The organism is Pseudomonas sp. BCA17 (assembly GCF_004519405.1).
Lineage (GTDB): Bacteria > Pseudomonadota > Gammaproteobacteria > Pseudomonadales > Pseudomonadaceae > Aquipseudomonas.
This window is the reverse complement of record NZ_SGWI01000006.1, coordinates 285,760-301,596: the sequence shown is the minus strand read 5'-3', so window position 1 is coordinate 301,596 and position 15,837 is coordinate 285,760. Positions and strand designations below refer to the sequence as shown.

At 61.7% G+C, this 15,837-nt stretch carries 16 protein-coding genes; 11 read left to right on the top strand and 5 right to left on the bottom strand.

Features of this window, described 5'->3' with window-relative positions; all coding sequences use genetic code 11:
- Window positions 1-74: 74 nt before the first annotated feature.
- From EXW71_RS22130 to EXW71_RS22095, 8 genes are all read left to right on the top strand, one after another.
- On the top strand, window positions 75-1,394 hold the full coding sequence (locus EXW71_RS22130; protein ID WP_134660891.1) for an OprD family porin: 1,320 nt from the start codon (window positions 75-77) through the stop codon (window positions 1,392-1,394).
- 150 nt (window positions 1,395-1,544) lie between these two features.
- Window positions 1,545-2,153, top strand: coding sequence for a LysE family translocator (locus EXW71_RS22125; RefSeq protein ID WP_134660890.1), 609 nt, complete (start codon window positions 1,545-1,547; stop codon window positions 2,151-2,153).
- Window positions 2,154-2,250: 97 nt separating this feature from the next.
- Complete coding sequence (gene metE / locus EXW71_RS22120) at window positions 2,251-4,539, top strand: 5-methyltetrahydropteroyltriglutamate--homocysteine S-methyltransferase (RefSeq protein ID WP_134660889.1); 2,289 nt, start codon at window positions 2,251-2,253, stop codon at window positions 4,537-4,539.
- 130 nt (window positions 4,540-4,669) lie between these two features.
- Complete coding sequence (locus tag EXW71_RS22115; RefSeq protein WP_134660888.1) at window positions 4,670-5,218, top strand: DUF924 family protein; 549 nt, start codon at window positions 4,670-4,672, stop codon at window positions 5,216-5,218.
- Between the two features lie 95 nt (window positions 5,219-5,313).
- Window positions 5,314-5,946 (top strand): glutathione transferase, encoded by a 633-nt coding sequence (gene yfcF, locus EXW71_RS22110; protein WP_134660887.1) that lies wholly within the window; start codon window positions 5,314-5,316, stop codon window positions 5,944-5,946.
- Window positions 5,947-6,056: 110 nt separating this feature from the next.
- Window positions 6,057-6,788 carry a GntR family transcriptional regulator gene (locus tag EXW71_RS22105; protein WP_123718113.1) on the top strand — a complete coding sequence of 244 codons (732 nt, stop codon included), beginning with the start codon at window positions 6,057-6,059 and terminating at the stop codon, window positions 6,786-6,788.
- A gap of 98 nt (window positions 6,789-6,886) precedes the next feature.
- The gene (locus tag EXW71_RS22100; RefSeq protein WP_123718114.1) at window positions 6,887-8,167 is read left to right on the top strand and encodes an MFS transporter; all 1,281 of its coding nucleotides are present in this window, start codon (window positions 6,887-6,889) and stop codon (window positions 8,165-8,167) included.
- Window positions 8,168-8,194: 27 nt separating this feature from the next.
- Entirely contained in the window at window positions 8,195-9,028 is an 834-nt protein-coding gene (locus EXW71_RS22095) for an amidohydrolase (RefSeq protein WP_134660886.1), read from the top strand.
- On the opposite strand, the gene EXW71_RS22090 is transcribed toward EXW71_RS22095, so the two are convergent.
- Window positions 9,005-9,268, bottom strand: a complete 264-nt coding sequence (locus EXW71_RS22090; RefSeq protein ID WP_123718116.1) for a hypothetical protein — start codon at window positions 9,266-9,268, stop codon at window positions 9,005-9,007. The two genes, EXW71_RS22095 and EXW71_RS22090, sit on opposite strands and share 24 nt — an antisense overlap.
- Before the next feature lie 144 nt (window positions 9,269-9,412).
- Between EXW71_RS22090 and EXW71_RS22085 the strand changes: the two genes are divergently transcribed.
- Together EXW71_RS22085 and EXW71_RS22080 are read left to right on the top strand one after the other, a co-directional pair.
- Window positions 9,413-10,057 carry an ATPase gene (locus EXW71_RS22085; protein WP_123718117.1) on the top strand — a complete coding sequence of 215 codons (645 nt, stop codon included), beginning with the start codon at window positions 9,413-9,415 and terminating at the stop codon, window positions 10,055-10,057.
- Between the two features lie 34 nt (window positions 10,058-10,091).
- Window positions 10,092-10,433 (top strand): hypothetical protein, encoded by a 342-nt coding sequence (locus EXW71_RS22080; protein ID WP_123718118.1) that lies wholly within the window; start codon window positions 10,092-10,094, stop codon window positions 10,431-10,433.
- 114 nt (window positions 10,434-10,547) lie between these two features.
- On the opposite strand, the gene EXW71_RS22075 is transcribed toward EXW71_RS22080, so the two are convergent.
- Together EXW71_RS22075 and EXW71_RS22070 are read right to left on the bottom strand one after the other, a co-directional pair.
- A complete protein-coding gene (locus EXW71_RS22075; protein WP_134660885.1) occupies window positions 10,548-11,303 on the bottom strand; it encodes a creatininase family protein in 756 nt (251 codons plus the stop codon).
- 30 nt (window positions 11,304-11,333) lie between these two features.
- Window positions 11,334-12,047 (bottom strand): murein L,D-transpeptidase catalytic domain family protein, encoded by a 714-nt coding sequence (locus EXW71_RS22070; protein ID WP_134660884.1) that lies wholly within the window; start codon window positions 12,045-12,047, stop codon window positions 11,334-11,336.
- A 41-nt stretch (window positions 12,048-12,088) separates the two neighbouring features.
- Here EXW71_RS22070 and EXW71_RS22065 point away from each other — a divergent pair, with 41 nt between their 5' ends.
- Window positions 12,089-13,675, top strand: a complete 1,587-nt coding sequence (locus EXW71_RS22065; RefSeq protein WP_134660883.1) for a murein L,D-transpeptidase — start codon at window positions 12,089-12,091, stop codon at window positions 13,673-13,675.
- Between the two features lie 24 nt (window positions 13,676-13,699).
- Here EXW71_RS22065 and EXW71_RS22060 read toward each other — a convergent pair whose 3' ends face one another.
- Complete coding sequence (locus tag EXW71_RS22060) at window positions 13,700-15,091, bottom strand: HAMP domain-containing sensor histidine kinase (RefSeq protein WP_123718122.1); 1,392 nt, start codon at window positions 15,089-15,091, stop codon at window positions 13,700-13,702.
- Window positions 15,069-15,752: a response regulator transcription factor gene (locus EXW71_RS22055; protein WP_060757182.1), complete on the bottom strand. Its 684-nt coding sequence runs from the start codon at window positions 15,750-15,752 to the stop codon at window positions 15,069-15,071. Before EXW71_RS22055 ends, EXW71_RS22060 begins: the two co-directional genes overlap by 23 nt.
- Window positions 15,753-15,837: the final 85 nt, after the last annotated feature.

Here is a 15,837-nt window from a genome sequence, read left to right as displayed (position 1 = left end):
CCCGTGTGGTCGTGTGCATCCTGCTGCCTGTTTTTTGTGCCCGGAACTTGGATTCCGCGCCGGAGTTCGTCCTGATGAAAGCCACTTTGAATGTATTAAGCGTATTGACCGGCGGCCTCGGTCTGGCCCTGAGCCCCTTGGCCTCGGCTGACTTCTTGAGTGACAGCAAGGCCAACCTGGGCTTGCGCAACTTCTACTTCAACAACGACAACCGTAGCGGAACTGCCGCGCCGTCGAAGACCGAAGAATGGGGCCAGGCGTTTATCCTCAACTACCAGTCGGGCTTTACCGACGGCACGGTCGGCTTTGGCCTGGATGCGGTCGGCATGCTCGGTGTGACCCTCGACAGTGGCGCCGGCCGTCACGTCGGCAGCTCAATGATCCCCAACGATGACGGCAAGGCCGCCGACAACTGGGCGCGTGGTGGTGCGACGGCCAAGGCGCGTTTTGCCAAGACCGAAGCGCGCTACGGTTACCTGCGCCCAAACCTGCCGATCCTGGTCAGTAACGATGGTCGCCTGTTGCCGCAGTCCTTCGAAGGCGGGCAAATCACCAGCAAGGACATCGACAACCTGACCCTCGTCGGCGGTCAACTGCAACACACCACCGGCCGGGGCTCCAGCGACCGCAGCGGCCTGGCAGCGGCGGGCGGCACCCGGGAAAGTAACAAATTCAACTATGCCGGTGCCGACTACCAAGTGACCAAGGACCTGATGGTCCAGTACTACTACGCCAACCTCGAAGACTATTACCAGCAGCACTTCGCCGGGCTTATCCATGTGTTGCCGCTGGGCGACTATGGCTCGTTGAAGACGGACCTGCGCTACTTCAAGACCACGTCCGACGGCAAGAACAGCAGCGCCGCCGGCCGTGCCGAGGGCTACAAGTTCGGCGGCTATACCAAAAACGGCAGCGGTGAAATCGACAACAACACCTGGAGTGCGGCGTTCATCTATTCCCTGGGCCCGCACGCGATCACCGCCGGTTACCAGCAGGTGTCAGACGATAGCAACTTTGCCCAACTCAACCAGGGTGGCCTGGTGAATAAAGGGGAGGGCGGTTCCAGTTTGTACCTCTACACCGACCGCACCGTGCAGACATTCATCCAGGCGGGCGAGCGTACGGCGTTTGCGCAATATGCCTATGACTTTGCCGCGCTGGGTGTGCCGGGCTTGAAGGCCTCGGTCATGTACTTGAAGGGTGACCATATCCTCACTGCCAGCGGCAACGATGCCAGCGAGTGGGAGCGGGATATTTCCCTGGATTACGTGGTGCAGAGCGGCACATTCAAGAACGTCGGGTTCGGCTGGCGTAACGGTGTATCACGCAGTGACGTGGCCAGGGACCAGGATCAGAACCGGTTGTTTGTGAGCTATTCGATTCCATTGATGTAAGGCTTCACACCGCACCAAGCTGTGCGGGTTCGTGGCAGTGAGCGGGGCAAACCCGCTCACTGCCAGTGGTGCATGCCGACCACAAACGTACAAGAGCCATTCCCACCTGCCGCCGTAGACTCGCTGCATGCTCTCTACTGCAGGTTCCCCATGGACATCTTCCTCTACGCCTTCAGCGTCATGTACAGCCCCGGCCCGGTCAATTTCATGGGCCTCAACGCCGGGCTCACCGGCCAGTTCCGGCGCTCTACCGGGTTCTTCGCGGGTGTGGGCTGCGCGATGCTGGTGTTGTTCGTGCTGTTTGGCTACACCGGCGAAGCGATCATTTCCCACGCGGCGTTGCCGTACATTTCCCTGGTGGGCGGTGTGTACACCCTGTACCTCGCTTATCAGGTGTTCACGGCGCGCACGGTGGTGGATGAAGCCGTTTCATCGGCACCGGCCAGAACCCTGACCTTCTGGAATGGCCTGGTGATCCAGCTGCTCAACCCCAAGGGCATCATGGCGGTATTGCCTATCACCAGCGTGATGCTGCCGGCGGCGCATATCACCGGAATGTCGATTGCCGTCGTTTCAGCCGCGCTCGCCTTTGGCGCATTCGGCGCGCCTTGGATTTACGCGGCGCTCGGGGCTTTGTTGGGGCGGCGGATCAATGGCTCGTCGGCATTCACGCTGTTCAATCGCTGCATGGGCGTGGCGCTGGCGGTATGCGCCTATTTCATGTTCCAGGCGTTCTATAGCCATGCGGTCGCAACATGAGTAAATCTTGTGATCATCTGGAATAATATGAGTTTGTCTCACTATCGCTGTTTGCCGACAATGCCTGCCATAAATAACGGCATTGGAGTTGTAGGTCATGGCAGTCGCTCATTCCTTGGGTTTTCCGCGCATTGGACGCGATCGTGAACTGAAAAAAGCGCAGGAAGCGTTCTGGAAGGGCGAGCTTGACGAAGCCGGCCTGCGCGCTGTTGGCCAGGAGCTGCGCCAGGCCCACTGGGCATTGCAACAGCAGGCCGGTATCGAATTGCTGCCCGCCGGCGACTTCGCCTGGTACGACCAGGTGCTGACCCACTCGCTGATGTTCGGTGTGATCCCGGAGCGGTTCCGCCCAGCCGATGGCAAAGCCACTCTGCAAACCCTGTTCGGCATGGCCCGTGGCGTGAGTGACAGCTGCTGTGGCGGCGCCCATGCCCAGGAGATGACCAAGTGGTTCGACACCAACTACCACTATCTCGTCCCCGAATTCAGTGCTGACCAGCAATTCCACCTGGGTTGGGACCAACTGTTCGAAGAAGTGCAGGAAGCCCGCGACCTGGGCCACAACGTCAAGCCGGTGGTGATCGGCCCACTGACTTACCTCTGGCTGGGCAAGGCCAAGGGCGGCGACTTCGACAAACTCGAGCTGCTCGACCGCCTGCTGCCGCTGTATGGCCAGATCTTCCAGCGCCTGGCCGAGCAGGGGGTTGAGTGGGTACAGATCGACGAGCCGATCCTGGTGCTCGACCTGCCGCAGGCATGGAAAAACGCCTTTGAGCGCGCCTACAACCTGATCCAGCGCGACCCGCTGAAAAAACTCGTGGCGACCTACTTCGGTGGCCTGGAAGAGAACCTGGGCCTGGCCGCCAACCTGCCGGTCGACGGCCTGCATATCGACCTGGTGCGTGCGCCCGAACAGTACCCGACCATCCTCGACCGCTTGCCGGCTTATAAGGTGTTGTCCCTGGGTGTAGTCAATGGCCGTAACGTCTGGCGCTGTGACTTGGAAAGTGCGCTGGCGACCTTGAAGCACGCTCATGAGCGGTTGGGGGACCGCCTGTGGGTTGCGCCGTCCTGCTCGTTGTTGCACAGCCCGGTTGATGTGGGCCGTGAAGACAAATTGGATGCCGAGTTGAAAAGCTGGCTGGCCTTTGCCGCACAGAAGTGCGCTGAAGTGGCCGTACTGGCTCAAGCGGTTGACCAGCCTGAAGCACCTGGCGTACTGGCGGCATTGGCCGAAAGCCGCGCCGTGCAAGCGGCCCGTGCGGCATCGCCGCGCATTCACAAACCCGCTGTGCAGGCTCGTGTGGCGGCCATCACCGCCAATGACAGCCGGCGCCAGTCGTTGTTTGCCCAGCGTATCGAGAAACAACGCGCCGGCCTGAACCTGCCGCTGTTTCCGACCACCACCATCGGTTCGTTTCCGCAAACCGCTTCGATCCGCCTGGCGCGCCAGTCGTACAAGGCCGGCAAGTTGAGTGAAGCCGAATACGTCGAGGCCATGCACAGCGAAATCAAACACGCCGTGGAAGTCCAGGAAAACCTCGGGCTGGACGTGCTGGTACACGGTGAAGCCGAACGCAACGACATGGTCGAGTACTTCGCCGAACAGTTGGATGGCTACGTATTCACCCGCTTTGGCTGGGTGCAGAGCTACGGCTCGCGCTGCGTGAAACCGGCGGTGATCTTCGGTGACCTGAGTCGCCCGAAGGCCATGACCGTGGAGTGGATCCGCTACGCCCAGGGCCTCACCAGCAAGGTGATGAAGGGCATGTTGACGGGCCCGGTGACCATGCTGATGTGGTCATTCCCGCGCGAAGACGTGAGCCGCGAAGTTCAGGCCCGCCAACTGGCCCTGGCCATTCGCGACGAAGTGCTGGACCTGGAAGCGGCCGGCATCAAGATCGTACAAATCGACGAAGCCGCCTTCCGTGAAGGCTTGCCGTTGCGCCAGGCGCAGTGGCAGCACTACCTGGATTGGGCCACTGAAGTGTTCCGCCTGTGCGCCAGCGGTGTGCGTGACGAAACCCAGATCCACACCCACATGTGCTACAGCGAGTTCAACGATGTGATCGAGTCCATTGCCGCCATGGATGCCGACGTGATCACCATCGAAACCTCGCGCTCGGACATGGAGTTGCTGGACGCCTTCGAAGCCTTCGCTTACCCGAACGAAATCGGCCCGGGCGTCTACGATATCCACTCGCCACGGGTGCCGGATGCCTCGGAAATGGCTAACCTGCTGCGCAAGGCCGCCAGGCGGATTCCCGCCGAGCGCCTGTGGGTCAACCCTGATTGCGGCCTGAAAACCCGCGGCTGGCCGGAGACCGAAGCAGCGTTGATTCATATGGTCACTGCGGCGCGTCAACTGCGGGCTGAGCTGGCGTGACCTGAGCGCCTTGGCTTAAAGGCCGACCACGACGCTCGAGGCGTCGCGGTCGGCTTTTTTGCGTTGCACGACGTATCTTTGCTGTTAGGGTCAACCAATGAAATCTGTAGGTTTGCCAGGGAGAGAAGTGATGAGCACGCATATGCAGCCGGCTGAAGCGGTCGTTGAGTTCTGGAAAAACGCCGGGCCCAAGCGCTGGTTCGCCAAGGACGATGCGTTTGACGCAGCCTTTCGCGAGCGCTTCCACGAGACCCATATGCAGGCCGCCCGCCGCGAGTTGGAAGGCTGGCTGGAATCGGCGGAGGGCGCGCTCGCCTTGCTGATTCTGCTGGATCAATACCCGCGCAATGCTTTTCGCGGCACTGCGCATATGTTCGCCACCGACCCACTGGCGCGGTTGTACGCGAAGCGCATGCTGGACGCCGGCTTGGATCAGCACATCGAGCTGGCATTGCGTGCATTCTGCTACCTGCCATTGGAGCATTCCGAAGACCCGGCGGATCAGCAGCGTTCCTTGATCCTGAATCAGCAGTTGGATGCCAATACGTATTATTGGGCCAAAGAGCACGCCGAGATTATCGAACGGTTCGGGCGTTTTCCTCATCGTAATGCGCTGTTGGCCCGAGAGACCACGGATGAAGAACGCGCCTTTTTGGACAAAGGCGGCTTTGCCGGTTAACCGGTATTCCGTGGAGGAATGGCCCCATAAAAACAGCGCATTGTCTTTCTCGCCGCACATCTCGTAGCGTGGTGCTCCCTTCATGGAGAATCGTTATGAGCCAGCGTCCGTTGCGCCTGTATGTGGATCATTTGTATACCAGCCCCTACGCGATGTCGGTGTTCGTCACCCTGCGGGAAAAAGGCCTGGCGTTCGACACCGTCACCCTGGATTTGGACGCCGCGCAGAACCAGGCCGCCGACTTCACCCAACTGTCCCTGACCCAGCGTGTGCCGACCCTGGTGGAAGGCGATTTTGCGTTGTCGGAGTCTTCGGCAATCACTGAGTACCTGGAAGAGGCTTACCCCGAAACGCCGGTCTACCCCGTTGATCCCAAACAGCGGGCGAGGGCGCGCCAGGTGCAGGCGTGGTTGCGCAGTGACCTGCTGCCGATCCGCCAGGAGCGTTCGACGATGGTGGTGTTCTACGGGCACAAGATGTCGCCATTGTCCCCCGTCGCCGAAGCGGCGGCGCGCAAACTGATCAGCGCAGCCCAGGCGCTGTTGGCGGGCAACCCGGCCTATCTGTTCGGCGAGTGGTCGATCGCGGATGTGGACCTGGCGGTGATGCTCAATCGCCTGATTCTCAACGGTGACAGCGTGCCCGCCGAGCTGGTGGAATACGCGCAGCGCCAGTGGCAGCGGCCTTCCGTACAGGCGTGGGTGCAGCAGCAACGCTCGGCGCCGTAACGACCATTCATCCTCCACGTGCGGTGGCGCGCTTGACAGGCGTCACCCAGCGGACAAATACTCGCGCCATATTCATATATATGACTAAATAACAAAGTGAATGTGGCCTGATGAATACGTTGTCCAGCGATGCCCGTCTGCCGCTCTACCAACGTCTGCGCGACCACTTGGTCGAGCAGATCGCCAATAATCGCTGGCGCCCCGGCGAAGCGATTCCCACTGAAGCCGTGCTGTCCGCCGAGTACGAACTTTCCACTGGCACGGTGCGCAAGGCCGTGGACGCATTGGTGAGCGAAGGCATTCTTGAGCGCCAACAGGGCCGCGGCACCTTTGTGCGCCGCCCGCAATTCCAGTCTTCCCTGTTTCGTTTCTTCCGTTTCCAAGGCCCGTCGGGCGAGCGTCAGGTACCGGAAAGCCGCATCATCACCGTCGAGTCCCTGGCCGCACCGTCGGCGGTCAGCGAGGCGCTGGGCCTGGCTCCCGAAGCCCAGGTGATCCGCATCCTGCGTACCCGTTTGTTTGACGTGCAGCCGCTGCTGGCCGAAGAGATCTGGCTACCGCGCACGCGCTTCCAGGCGTTGCTGGATATCGATTTGTCGCAGCAAGGCCCGTTGCTTTATCCGGTGTATGAAAGCGTCTGTGGGCAGGTGGTGGCCTCGGCCGAGGAAACCCTGACCGCCGAATCGGTCAACGCGGTGTACGCGCGACTGCTGCAGGTGCCGGTCAACAGCCCGGTGGTGGTGATCGAGCGTCTCGCCCGCGATTACGCGGGCCAACCTCTGGAGTGGCGACGATCCCGCGGGCACGCCGAGCACTTCCGCTACCGCGTGGACATTCGCTGACCCGACACCCGCACCTTTAACTGTTTGCCCAACACTGGCCCGGCTGCGGCACGGTTCGCGCCCGGCTGCCTCGCGTTTGACCTATAAGGATAAAAATCATGTTCAGTTGGTATCGCCAAGTCACTCCTCGGGAGCGCAAAACGTTCTGGGCCTGCTTCGGTGGATGGTCCCTCGACGCGCTGGAAGTACAGATGTTCGGCCTGGCGATCCCGGCACTCATCGCCGCCTTCGCCTTGACCAAGGGCGATGCTGGTTTGATCAGCGGCGTCACGCTGGTGACCTCGGCCATCGGTGGCTGGGTCGGCGGTACGTTGTCCGACCGTTATGGGCGGGTGCGTACCTTGCAGTGGATGATCCTGTGGTTCTCGTTCTTCACCTTTTTGTCAGCGTTCGTCACGGGCTTTCACCAGTTGCTGGTCGTCAAGGCGCTGCAAGGCTTCGGTATTGGCGGTGAGTGGGCGGCGGGTGCGGTATTGATGGCCGAGACCATCAACCCGAAGTACCGCGGTAAGGTCATGGGCACCGTGCAGAGCGCCTGGGCCGTGGGCTGGGGCGCGGCGGTCGGGGTGTTTGCGCTGATCTATTCGTTCGTGCCGCAGGACATGGCCTGGCGCGTGATGTTTGTGGTGGGCCTGCTGCCGTCGTTCCTGATTATCTGGGTGCGGCGCAACGTTGAAGAACCCGACAGCTTCAAGCGCCTGCAAAAAGAGCAGGCGATTGCGCCGAGTTTCTTCAAGTCGCTGGCCGGCATCTTTCGCCCTGAGCTGATTCGCGTCACGTTGTTCGGCGGCCTGTTGGGTCTGGGTGCCCACGGCGGTTACCACGCGGTCATGACCTGGCTGCCGACCTTCCTCAAGACCGAGCGCAACCTGTCGGTACTCAACTCCGGCGGCTACCTGGCGGTGATCATCTTTGCCTTCTGGTGCGGCTGCATCGCGAGCGGGTGGCTGATCGACCGCATCGGCCGGCGCAAGAATATCGTGCTGTTCGCGCTGTGCTGCGTGATCACCGTGCAGGCCTATGTATTCCTGCCGTTGACCAATACGCAGATGCTGTTCCTCGGCTTCCCGCTGGGCTTTTTTGCCGCCGGTATCCCGGCCAGCCTCGGGGCATTGTTCAACGAGCTGTACCCGGCGGATGTACGCGGTGCCGGGGTGGGCTTTTGCTATAACTTCGGGCGCGTGTTGTCGGCGGTGTTTCCCTTCCTGGTGGGGCATATGAGCGATTCCATGTCCCTCGGCTCGGCCATCGGCATTGATGCCGGGATTGCCTACGGCGTCGCGGTGATCGCCGCGCTGTGCCTGCCCGAAACCCGTGGCCGCACGCTGGAAACAGTGTCCGCCGATAACGCCGTGACCGGCCAACGCGCCCAGGCGTGATCCTTTTACTCTTGAAAGACGAAACCCATGCTTGATAACTGCTCCATCACCGCAATCGATGCGCACGCGCATGTGTTCAGCCGCAGGCTGGCCATGGCCGGCGAGCGTCGCTACACCCCTGGCTACGACGCCACGCTGGCCGATTACCTCGGCCAGTTGCACGCCAACGGACTGAGCCACGGCGTGCTGGTGCAACCCAGCTTTCTGGGCACCGACAACAGCTACCTGCTGGCCGCCTTACAGCAGGCACCCGATCGGTTGCGCGGCGTGGTGGTGGTGGAGCGCGATATCCCGCGCGACGCTCTGCACGCCATGGCCCGCTCGGGTGTCGTAGGCGTGCGGCTGAACCTGGTGGGCCGGGCGCTGCCGGATTTTGCCGAGCCCGGCTGGAAGGGGTTCTTCGAGCACATCGTTGAACTTGGCTGGCACGTGGAATTGCACCGCGAGGTGGACGACCTGCCGCAACTGGTGGGGCAACTGCTGCCGTTCGGGGTGAAGCTAGTGATCGATCATTTCGGGCGCCCCGACGCGCGACTGGGCGTCGGGCAGCGCGGCTTCAGCGAGTTGCTGGAGCTCGGGCCAGGCGGCCGGCTGTGGCTGAAGGTCTCGGGTATCTATCGTCTGGCCGGCAACCCGGCACAGAACCTCGGGTTTGCCCGCCAGGCCATGCCGTTGCTGCAACAGAGCTTCGGCCTGCAGCGGCTGGTATGGGGCAGTGACTGGCCGCACACCCAGCACGAAGCGTCCATCGGGTATGCCGCAGTGATTGAGCAGCGCCAGGCCCTGGACTGGTCGGCGCAGGTCGAGCAGGCCCTGCTGATCGATACGCCCCGCCGGTTATTCGGCTTCCACCACGCGTAGCCAGTCCTCTTCCACACGGCGGTCCAGGTCTTCCCAGTCCGCCATGCCCAGGACCCGCATGGTATTCAACCCCCGCAGGTAACCCCGCAGTTGCTGGGCGCTGGCGCTGATTTGATCGGCGTCCGCCGCGTCGTCCTGCAGCACGTTTTCATAGTCGACCAGGTAATCGGCGACCCGCTCGCGAAACTCCGGCAATACGGCTTCGCGGATGCGGTCGAAGGTTTTCTGGTGGGGCTTCATGGCGTGGTCCTTATAAGTTTTATTGAAAGCGGGCTGCGCAACACTATCGGTTCAAATGATAGTCACCATCAAGGATCGCAAGTTCTGTTTTTGCTGGAAAGATGGAGAATTGCACCATCGAGACGCTGCTCAAGGAAACGCGCGATGAGGACGATAATCCAGCTGGGTTTGATGATGTTGATGCTTGGTTCGGTGGTCATGACCACCCCGGCCATTGCCGATGAACTGCGTACGGGCCATTTGCTGCCACTCGTGGGTAGCGTAGACTCCCTGGCGCGCGCGCAGTCGGTGGGGGTGTTGTACAGCGAAAACACCCGCGACAACCTCCGTTACCTTGAACGCTACCACGCCATGGCCATGAACGGCGCCAAGGATGCACTTGACGGGCGTATCCGCGAGGCATTCGTCAACAGCTCCGATCCGGAACTGGCCATCGATTGGTTGATGAGTTCGTTGCAGGGCACTTTTTTGTCCGTCACGGTCTATAGCAGCCTGGATGAGCTGGTGCAGGCGCATCCGGACGTGGTGGTGATGCTCGATACCCATAACCAACTGCTGACCCCGCGCAACGACCTGGTAGAAGCCAGGTTTACCGCACGGTTCTACGATGCGAACTTGCAATACATCGCCAAGGCCGAAGGCTCGGTGCACAAGCAGGTGTCATCCGTGTGGGTGCATGACAAGGCGGCGCCCGAGATTGCCGCGCAGATCGAGCAGCAGCGCGATGTACAGCAAGATGCCTTGAGACAGTTTGACGCGTCGCTCAAGGCGTTGGTCCGAGCGGGTTGATGTGAACTTTTTTCAGTTATTTTCAGGAATTTTTATGCGCTCTTTTTTCGTCCCGGCCCTGGCCTTTGCTTCTTTGGTACTGACCGGCTGTGTTTCCGCCCCCAATGCTCCGACCTTGACCCTGCAAACCAGCAAGACCCCCGAAGGTTATGTGCAGTGCGTATTGCCCAAGCTTGAAAAGCACGGGATCACTTCCACGGTGACGCAGAACTCGCGCCACGCCAAGGTGCTGTTGACCAGCAAGATCGCCGCTGATGATGTGCTGGAAGCCTACAAGTCCCAGGACGGCACCAAAGTGTTCCTGTATGAGCGCAAGCCGCTGGCGTCCGCTATCACGCCGTCGCGCATTGAGCAGGCGGCCAAAGACTGCCAGTAATCGCCACCTGCAGGAGCGGGCTGGCTAGCGAAGAACGGCAACGATGACGCGTGTTTCCTGATTGAACGCGGCACCTTGAGTTTTTCGCGAGCCAGCTCGCTGCTACATGAAGTCTTAATTGCCTGAAATTTTCGCTTCGCTGCTGAAACTGTCGACCGCCCTGACCAAGCCTTTGGCCGCCAACATCACCAACTCACCGCCTTTTTCCACCGTCGCCAGCGCCGGGTCCGAGCCCATGCGCCCATCGGGGAAGCGTGCGCGGAAGTCCAGTGCCTCGCGGATCGGCCCGGTGTTGGCAATTTTGGGTGAATAATCGGCTGACTTGATCGACTCCGGATACGCCCACTGCGTCACCGCGATTTCCGACGGCGTGGCATGGCTGCCATGGCCCACCGGAAATTGGCGCTGCGCCAGTTCGCTGACGCCTTCCAGATCCCACCAGTTCACCAGCTTCAGCGCGAACCCGGCCTCGCGACGGGCATAGCTGGCTTCAGCGTACAGCTCGGAAAACGCGGCTTCGATGGTGGCGATGTTGCCGCCGTGGCCGTTCAGAAACAGGATCTTCTCGAAGCCATGCCCGGCCAGCGAGCGCACCCAGTCGCCAATCGCGGCGATAAAGGTGGAAGGGCGCAGGGAAATGGTGCCGGGAAAGCCCAAGTGGTGCTGGGCCATGCCGATATTGAAGGTCGGGGCAATCAGGATGTCGGCGTTCCGCTGCGCCTCATGGGCGATGATCTCAGGGCACATCCAGTCCGTGCCCAAGAGGCCGGTGGGGCCATGCTGTTCATTGGAACCAATGGGGACCACCACCGTGCGGCTGCGCTCCAGAAACTGCCCGATCTCGATCCAGGTTGACTTATGTAGAAGCATGCGGCGCTCTCTTTTATCTGTGGGGACAGGCTATCCGCCACGGATTGTACGACTACTGGCCACCTGTTGGGGTTTGCAATTGAGGTAAGTCGAGGACTTCAGCCAACGCTGGTCCGGGTACCAGGAAAACATGAATTGCCCATCCTTGAGCTTGTCCACCACCTGGCGCGCCACTTGCGGGCGTACGGCCGGGCAACCCTGGCTGCGACCGATGCGGCCTTCGCGTTTGCTCCACGCCGGGTTGACGTAGTCGGCGGCATGAATCACCAGCGCACGGTCGCGGGCCTGGTCGTTGAAACCGGGCTCCAGGCCGTCCATGCGCAACGAGTAGCCGTGGGTGCCCAGGTAACTTTCCTGGGTGCGGAACAGCCCCAGGCTGGACTGGTGGCTGCCTTCGAGGTTGGAGAACTGAGTGGCGAAGTTCTCCCCGGAGTTCGCACCATGGGCCACCAGGTCGCGCAGCACGAGGGTTTTCTTGCGCAAATCGAAGATCCACAGTCGACGAGCGGTCGAGGGCTGGGAGTAGTCAATAACCGCCAGGCGATCGGAGCGTTCTTCACCATTATTGACCGCACACTGCACGGCGTTCAGGGCGCTTTTCAATACGGTGGGATTGAGTTCTGGAGCCGAGCGCGCCAGGCTGTTATACAAGGAGGGAGGATTGCCATTGGCGGCGAGCGCAGCCTGGCCCGATGCGGCCAGGCTTATGGCAGCCAGGCCGAGGCGGCAGATAAAAGTCAGCATCTACAGTACATCCCCCCACACTGTGGATTGGAGCAAAGTCATTGTTCAAAAAACACGCATGTTACTTGAGCATTTGCCTGCTCGTTGCACCACTGGTCGCAACAGCCGAGGCGTTGCCGGCAGACGCGGTGCCCGTGGTTTCACCCAGCCCGATCCAAATGGCCCTGGCGCAACTGCCCAGCGCCTGCCCTGACCTGGCTCCCCATATCGACCCCGCGGCGCTGGCGCGACTGCAAGCGTTCTACCAGCAGCAGGGTGACGCCGCGTTGTGGGCCACGGGCGAGCGCCGCCCAGCGTTGCAGGCCCAGTTGCAACTGCTGGCCGACGATGGCCTGGACCCTACCCACTATAGCCTGCCTGCGGTAGACGCCACGGCCAACGTGCTGTGCAGTGATATCGACACCAGCCGCCAGTACCTGCAAGCCCTGCAGGACCTGCATTACGGTCGCCTGCAGCAATCGCGTTACGAGCCGCTCTGGCATTCCCAGCCGCCCCTCCATGACCCTGACGCCCAGGTGCTGGCGTTTGCCGCGACAGGCCTGCAAGACATGGCGCAAGGGTTCGACCAGGCCCGCCCCGGCGCCGACTTGTATCGCAGCCTGCGCAATGCCTACGCGACCGCGCGCCTGCAGCCTTTGCCCCACTGGGACCCGGTTGGCAACGGCCCCTTGCTGCGCCCCGGCATGGACGATCCGCGCGTGCCGGAACTGGCGCGCCGCTTGTTCAGCGGCGGTTATCTGGCCAAGGCGCCGACTGGCACCGGCCGGCAATACCGTGACGAACTGGTCAAGGCAGTGAAGGCTTTCCAGCAAAGCCACTCGTTGCAAGCGGATGGCGTGATAGGGGCGGGCACCGTGGCCGAACTCAACATCAGCCCGGCCATGCGTCGCGACCAACTGCGCATCAACCTGGAGCGTTTCCGCTGGCTGGCCCAGGACCTGGAGCCGGAGGGGGTGGTGGTCAATGTCGCGGCGGCGCAATTGAGCGTTTACCAAAGTGGCATCCCCGTGTGGCAGACGCGTTTGCAAGTGGGCCGTGCCGAACGCCAGACGCCGCTGCTGAAATCACGCATCACCCGGTTGACCCTCAACCCCACCTGGACCATCCCGCCGACCATCATGCGCGAGGATAAACTCCCGGCCATCCGCCTCAACCCCGAATACCTGCGCCAGCAAAACCTGCAAGTGCTCGACGCCGAAGGTCATCCGCTGGCGCCGGAGCAAATCGACTGGGCCCGCCCCGGCAATATCCTGCTGCGCCAGGACGCCGGTCCGCGCAACCCGCTGGGCAAGATCGTGATGCGCTTCCCCAACCCGTACTCGGTGTACCTGCACGACACGCCCAGCCAGCCGTTGTTTACCAAAGGCCCGCGGGCGTTCAGTTCCGGGTGTGTGCGGGTGGAGCAACCGTTGTTATTGCGCGACCTGTTGGTGAGCCCGGCCGAACGTACGCGCACCGATGAGTTGCTGGCCACCGGCGTGACCCATGAGTTCAGGCTGGCCACGCCGGTGCCGGTGCTGCTGGGCTATTGGACGGTGGAAGTGGATCGCCAGGGTGGGTTGGTGTACGCGCCCGATATCTATGGGCGCGACCCAGTGTTGATCAAGGCGATGGGGGCTGTGCTCTAGGACGCGCCCGGCCCCTGGGTACCGTTACTCGGGCATCAATTGCTGGCGGCACTCCAGCACCAGCCGGGCGCCGCCCAGCTCACTGGTGCCGACCTCCAGCTTGAAGCCATGCAGGTTGATGATCGCTGCGACGATCGAGAGACCCAAGCCGAAGCCGCCTTGCTGATCGCTTTCATCCACCCGATAGAAGCGCTGGAACACCGACTTGCGCTCGTCCACCGGGATGCCGGGGCCCGAGTCGAGCACTTCGATGCGCGTGCTGCCCATGTCACTGGCTGCGCGCAGGATGACCTTACCCCCGGCAGGGGTGAACTTGATCGAGTTGCTCAACAGGTTGCTCAAGGCTTCGAACAGCAGTGCGCGGTCGCCGGTGATCCACGGCAGGGACTCGGGGGCCTGGAGCACCAACTCCATTTCGCCTTCTTCCGCCAGGGGCAGGTAGAAGTCATGCAGTTCGCGCAGCAGCGGCAATGGGTCCAGCACCAGAAAGCCTGAGCGCCGTTGGTGGTCTTCCAGCTCGGAGATCCGCAGCAGCCCGCGAAAACGCGCCATCAGTGTGTCGGTTTCGGCAATGGCGTCATCCAGCTTGACCGCATGCGCCGAGTCTTCTTCAGCTTGTTGCTTGATGCGGTAGAGCTGCGCGCGCAGGCGTGTCAGCGGGGTGCGCAGGTCATGGGCGATGTTGTCGCACACGCCCTTGACCTCGTTCATCAGTTTTTCGATGCGGTCGAGCATGGCGTTGACGATCGCCGCAAGCATATCCAGCTCGTCACGGCGGTTGGACAGCGGCAAGCGGTGCGTCAGGTCGCCGGCGACGATGGCCTCTGCGCTGGCCTGGATGCCACGGATGCGCCGTAGCGGCTGGCGACGCAATAAGTGCCAACCGGCAGCGCCCGGGATGATGGTCAGGGACAGTGCCCACAGAAGGGCGTGCCAGATGATCCGGGTGACGCCGAACAACGAACCGTTGGCGCGCACCAGCACCAGCCAGCGGCCGTCTTCGGTGTGGGTGGCGACGGCGTCGCAGCTGTCCTTGGGCAGTTTGGGGTCGTCGGAGTCGACGCAATTGGCAAGGGCGTGGATCTTGCCGTCCAGGGGCAGGTCAGGCGGTACCGCACGGATCGGCCCGCTCAAGGGGCGGAACTGCTCATCGAACAAACCGTAGGCGTCCACGCCCTTCATGTCGAAGGTCATGCTGGTGGTGAGTGCTTCTACCAGTTCCTCGCCGTCGAAACGCTGGAACAGGTGCTGGCGCTGCATCAGGGAGTGACGCGACAAGTCGCCCAGGTAACCCGAGACCTCGTAATAAAGCACCCCCATGAGGATGCAGCTCCACGCCACGAACAACGAACTGTACAGCGCGAGCAAGCGGCTGCTGGAAGAGCGCCAGCCCTTAGAGGGGTTCAGCAATGACATACCCGGAACCTCGTACCGTGCGGATCAACGGCGTGAGGCCCGGTGGATCGATTTTTTTGCGCAGGCGACCGATGTGCACGTCGATCAAGTTGGTGCCTGGGTCGAAGTGGTAGCCCCAGACTTCCTCGAAAATCATCATCCGCGACAGGATCTGCCCGGTGTTGCGCATCAGGAATTCCAGCAGTTTGTATTCGGTGGGCAACAGGCTCAGCGGCTGTTCGGCGCGGCTGGCTTCACGGGTGATCAGGTTCAGTTCGAGGTCGGCCACGCGCAGGGCGGTTTCGAGTTCCTTGACCGTGCTTTTGCGCCGCAACAGCACTTCGACCCGGGCGGCCATCTCGTCGGAGGCGAACGGCTTGGTCAGGTAGTCATCACCGCCGGCGCGCAGACCGCGTACACGCTCGTCGACGTCGGAGAGGGCGCTGATCATCAGGATCGGCGTGGACACCCCAATCGTGCGCAGTGTGGTGACGATGGCCAGGCCATCGAGTTCCGGCAGCATGCGATCGAGGGTGATCAGATCGTAATCACCACTTACGGCACGGACCAGGCCTTCGCGGCCGTTGTCCACCCAATCTACGTCCAGTCCATGGCTACTCAGCTCGGCGACGATCTCGCGGGCCGTTACGGCGTCATCCTCGATGGTCAAAATGCGTGTCATAGGATTACCTGGTGAGCGTTCACACTAGAAGTGGGGGCATTTTGCCAAGAAATGATAACGGGCTTACTAAAAAAATATTCATGTT

Bases quoted from the DNA above. Each gene is read 5' to 3' on its own strand.
- EXW71_RS22055 (WP_060757182.1), bottom strand. From the start codon at position 15,752: ATGACACGCATTTTGACCATCGAGGATGACGCCGTAACGGCCCGCGAG.
- metE (WP_134660889.1), top strand. From the start codon at position 2,251: ATGGCAGTCGCTCATTCCTTGGGTTTTCCGCGCATTGGACGCGATCGT.
- EXW71_RS22090 (WP_123718116.1), bottom strand. From the start codon at position 9,268: ATGAAGCCCCACCAGAAAACCTTCGACCGCATCCGCGAAGCCGTATTG.
- EXW71_RS22100 (WP_123718114.1), top strand. From the start codon at position 6,887: ATGTTCAGTTGGTATCGCCAAGTCACTCCTCGGGAGCGCAAAACGTTC.
- EXW71_RS22130 (WP_134660891.1), top strand. From the start codon at position 75: ATGAAAGCCACTTTGAATGTATTAAGCGTATTGACCGGCGGCCTCGGT.
- yfcF (WP_134660887.1), top strand. From the start codon at position 5,314: ATGAGCCAGCGTCCGTTGCGCCTGTATGTGGATCATTTGTATACCAGC.
- EXW71_RS22105 (WP_123718113.1), top strand. From the start codon at position 6,057: ATGAATACGTTGTCCAGCGATGCCCGTCTGCCGCTCTACCAACGTCTG.
- EXW71_RS22095 (WP_134660886.1), top strand. From the start codon at position 8,195: ATGCTTGATAACTGCTCCATCACCGCAATCGATGCGCACGCGCATGTG.
- EXW71_RS22080 (WP_123718118.1), top strand. From the start codon at position 10,092: ATGCGCTCTTTTTTCGTCCCGGCCCTGGCCTTTGCTTCTTTGGTACTG.
- EXW71_RS22060 (WP_123718122.1), bottom strand. From the start codon at position 15,091: ATGTCATTGCTGAACCCCTCTAAGGGCTGGCGCTCTTCCAGCAGCCGC.
- EXW71_RS22125 (WP_134660890.1), top strand. From the start codon at position 1,545: ATGGACATCTTCCTCTACGCCTTCAGCGTCATGTACAGCCCCGGCCCG.
- EXW71_RS22070 (WP_134660884.1), bottom strand. From the start codon at position 12,047: ATGCTGACTTTTATCTGCCGCCTCGGCCTGGCTGCCATAAGCCTGGCC.
- EXW71_RS22085 (WP_123718117.1), top strand. From the start codon at position 9,413: ATGAGGACGATAATCCAGCTGGGTTTGATGATGTTGATGCTTGGTTCG.
- EXW71_RS22075 (WP_134660885.1), bottom strand. From the start codon at position 11,303: ATGCTTCTACATAAGTCAACCTGGATCGAGATCGGGCAGTTTCTGGAG.
- EXW71_RS22115 (WP_134660888.1), top strand. From the start codon at position 4,670: ATGAGCACGCATATGCAGCCGGCTGAAGCGGTCGTTGAGTTCTGGAAA.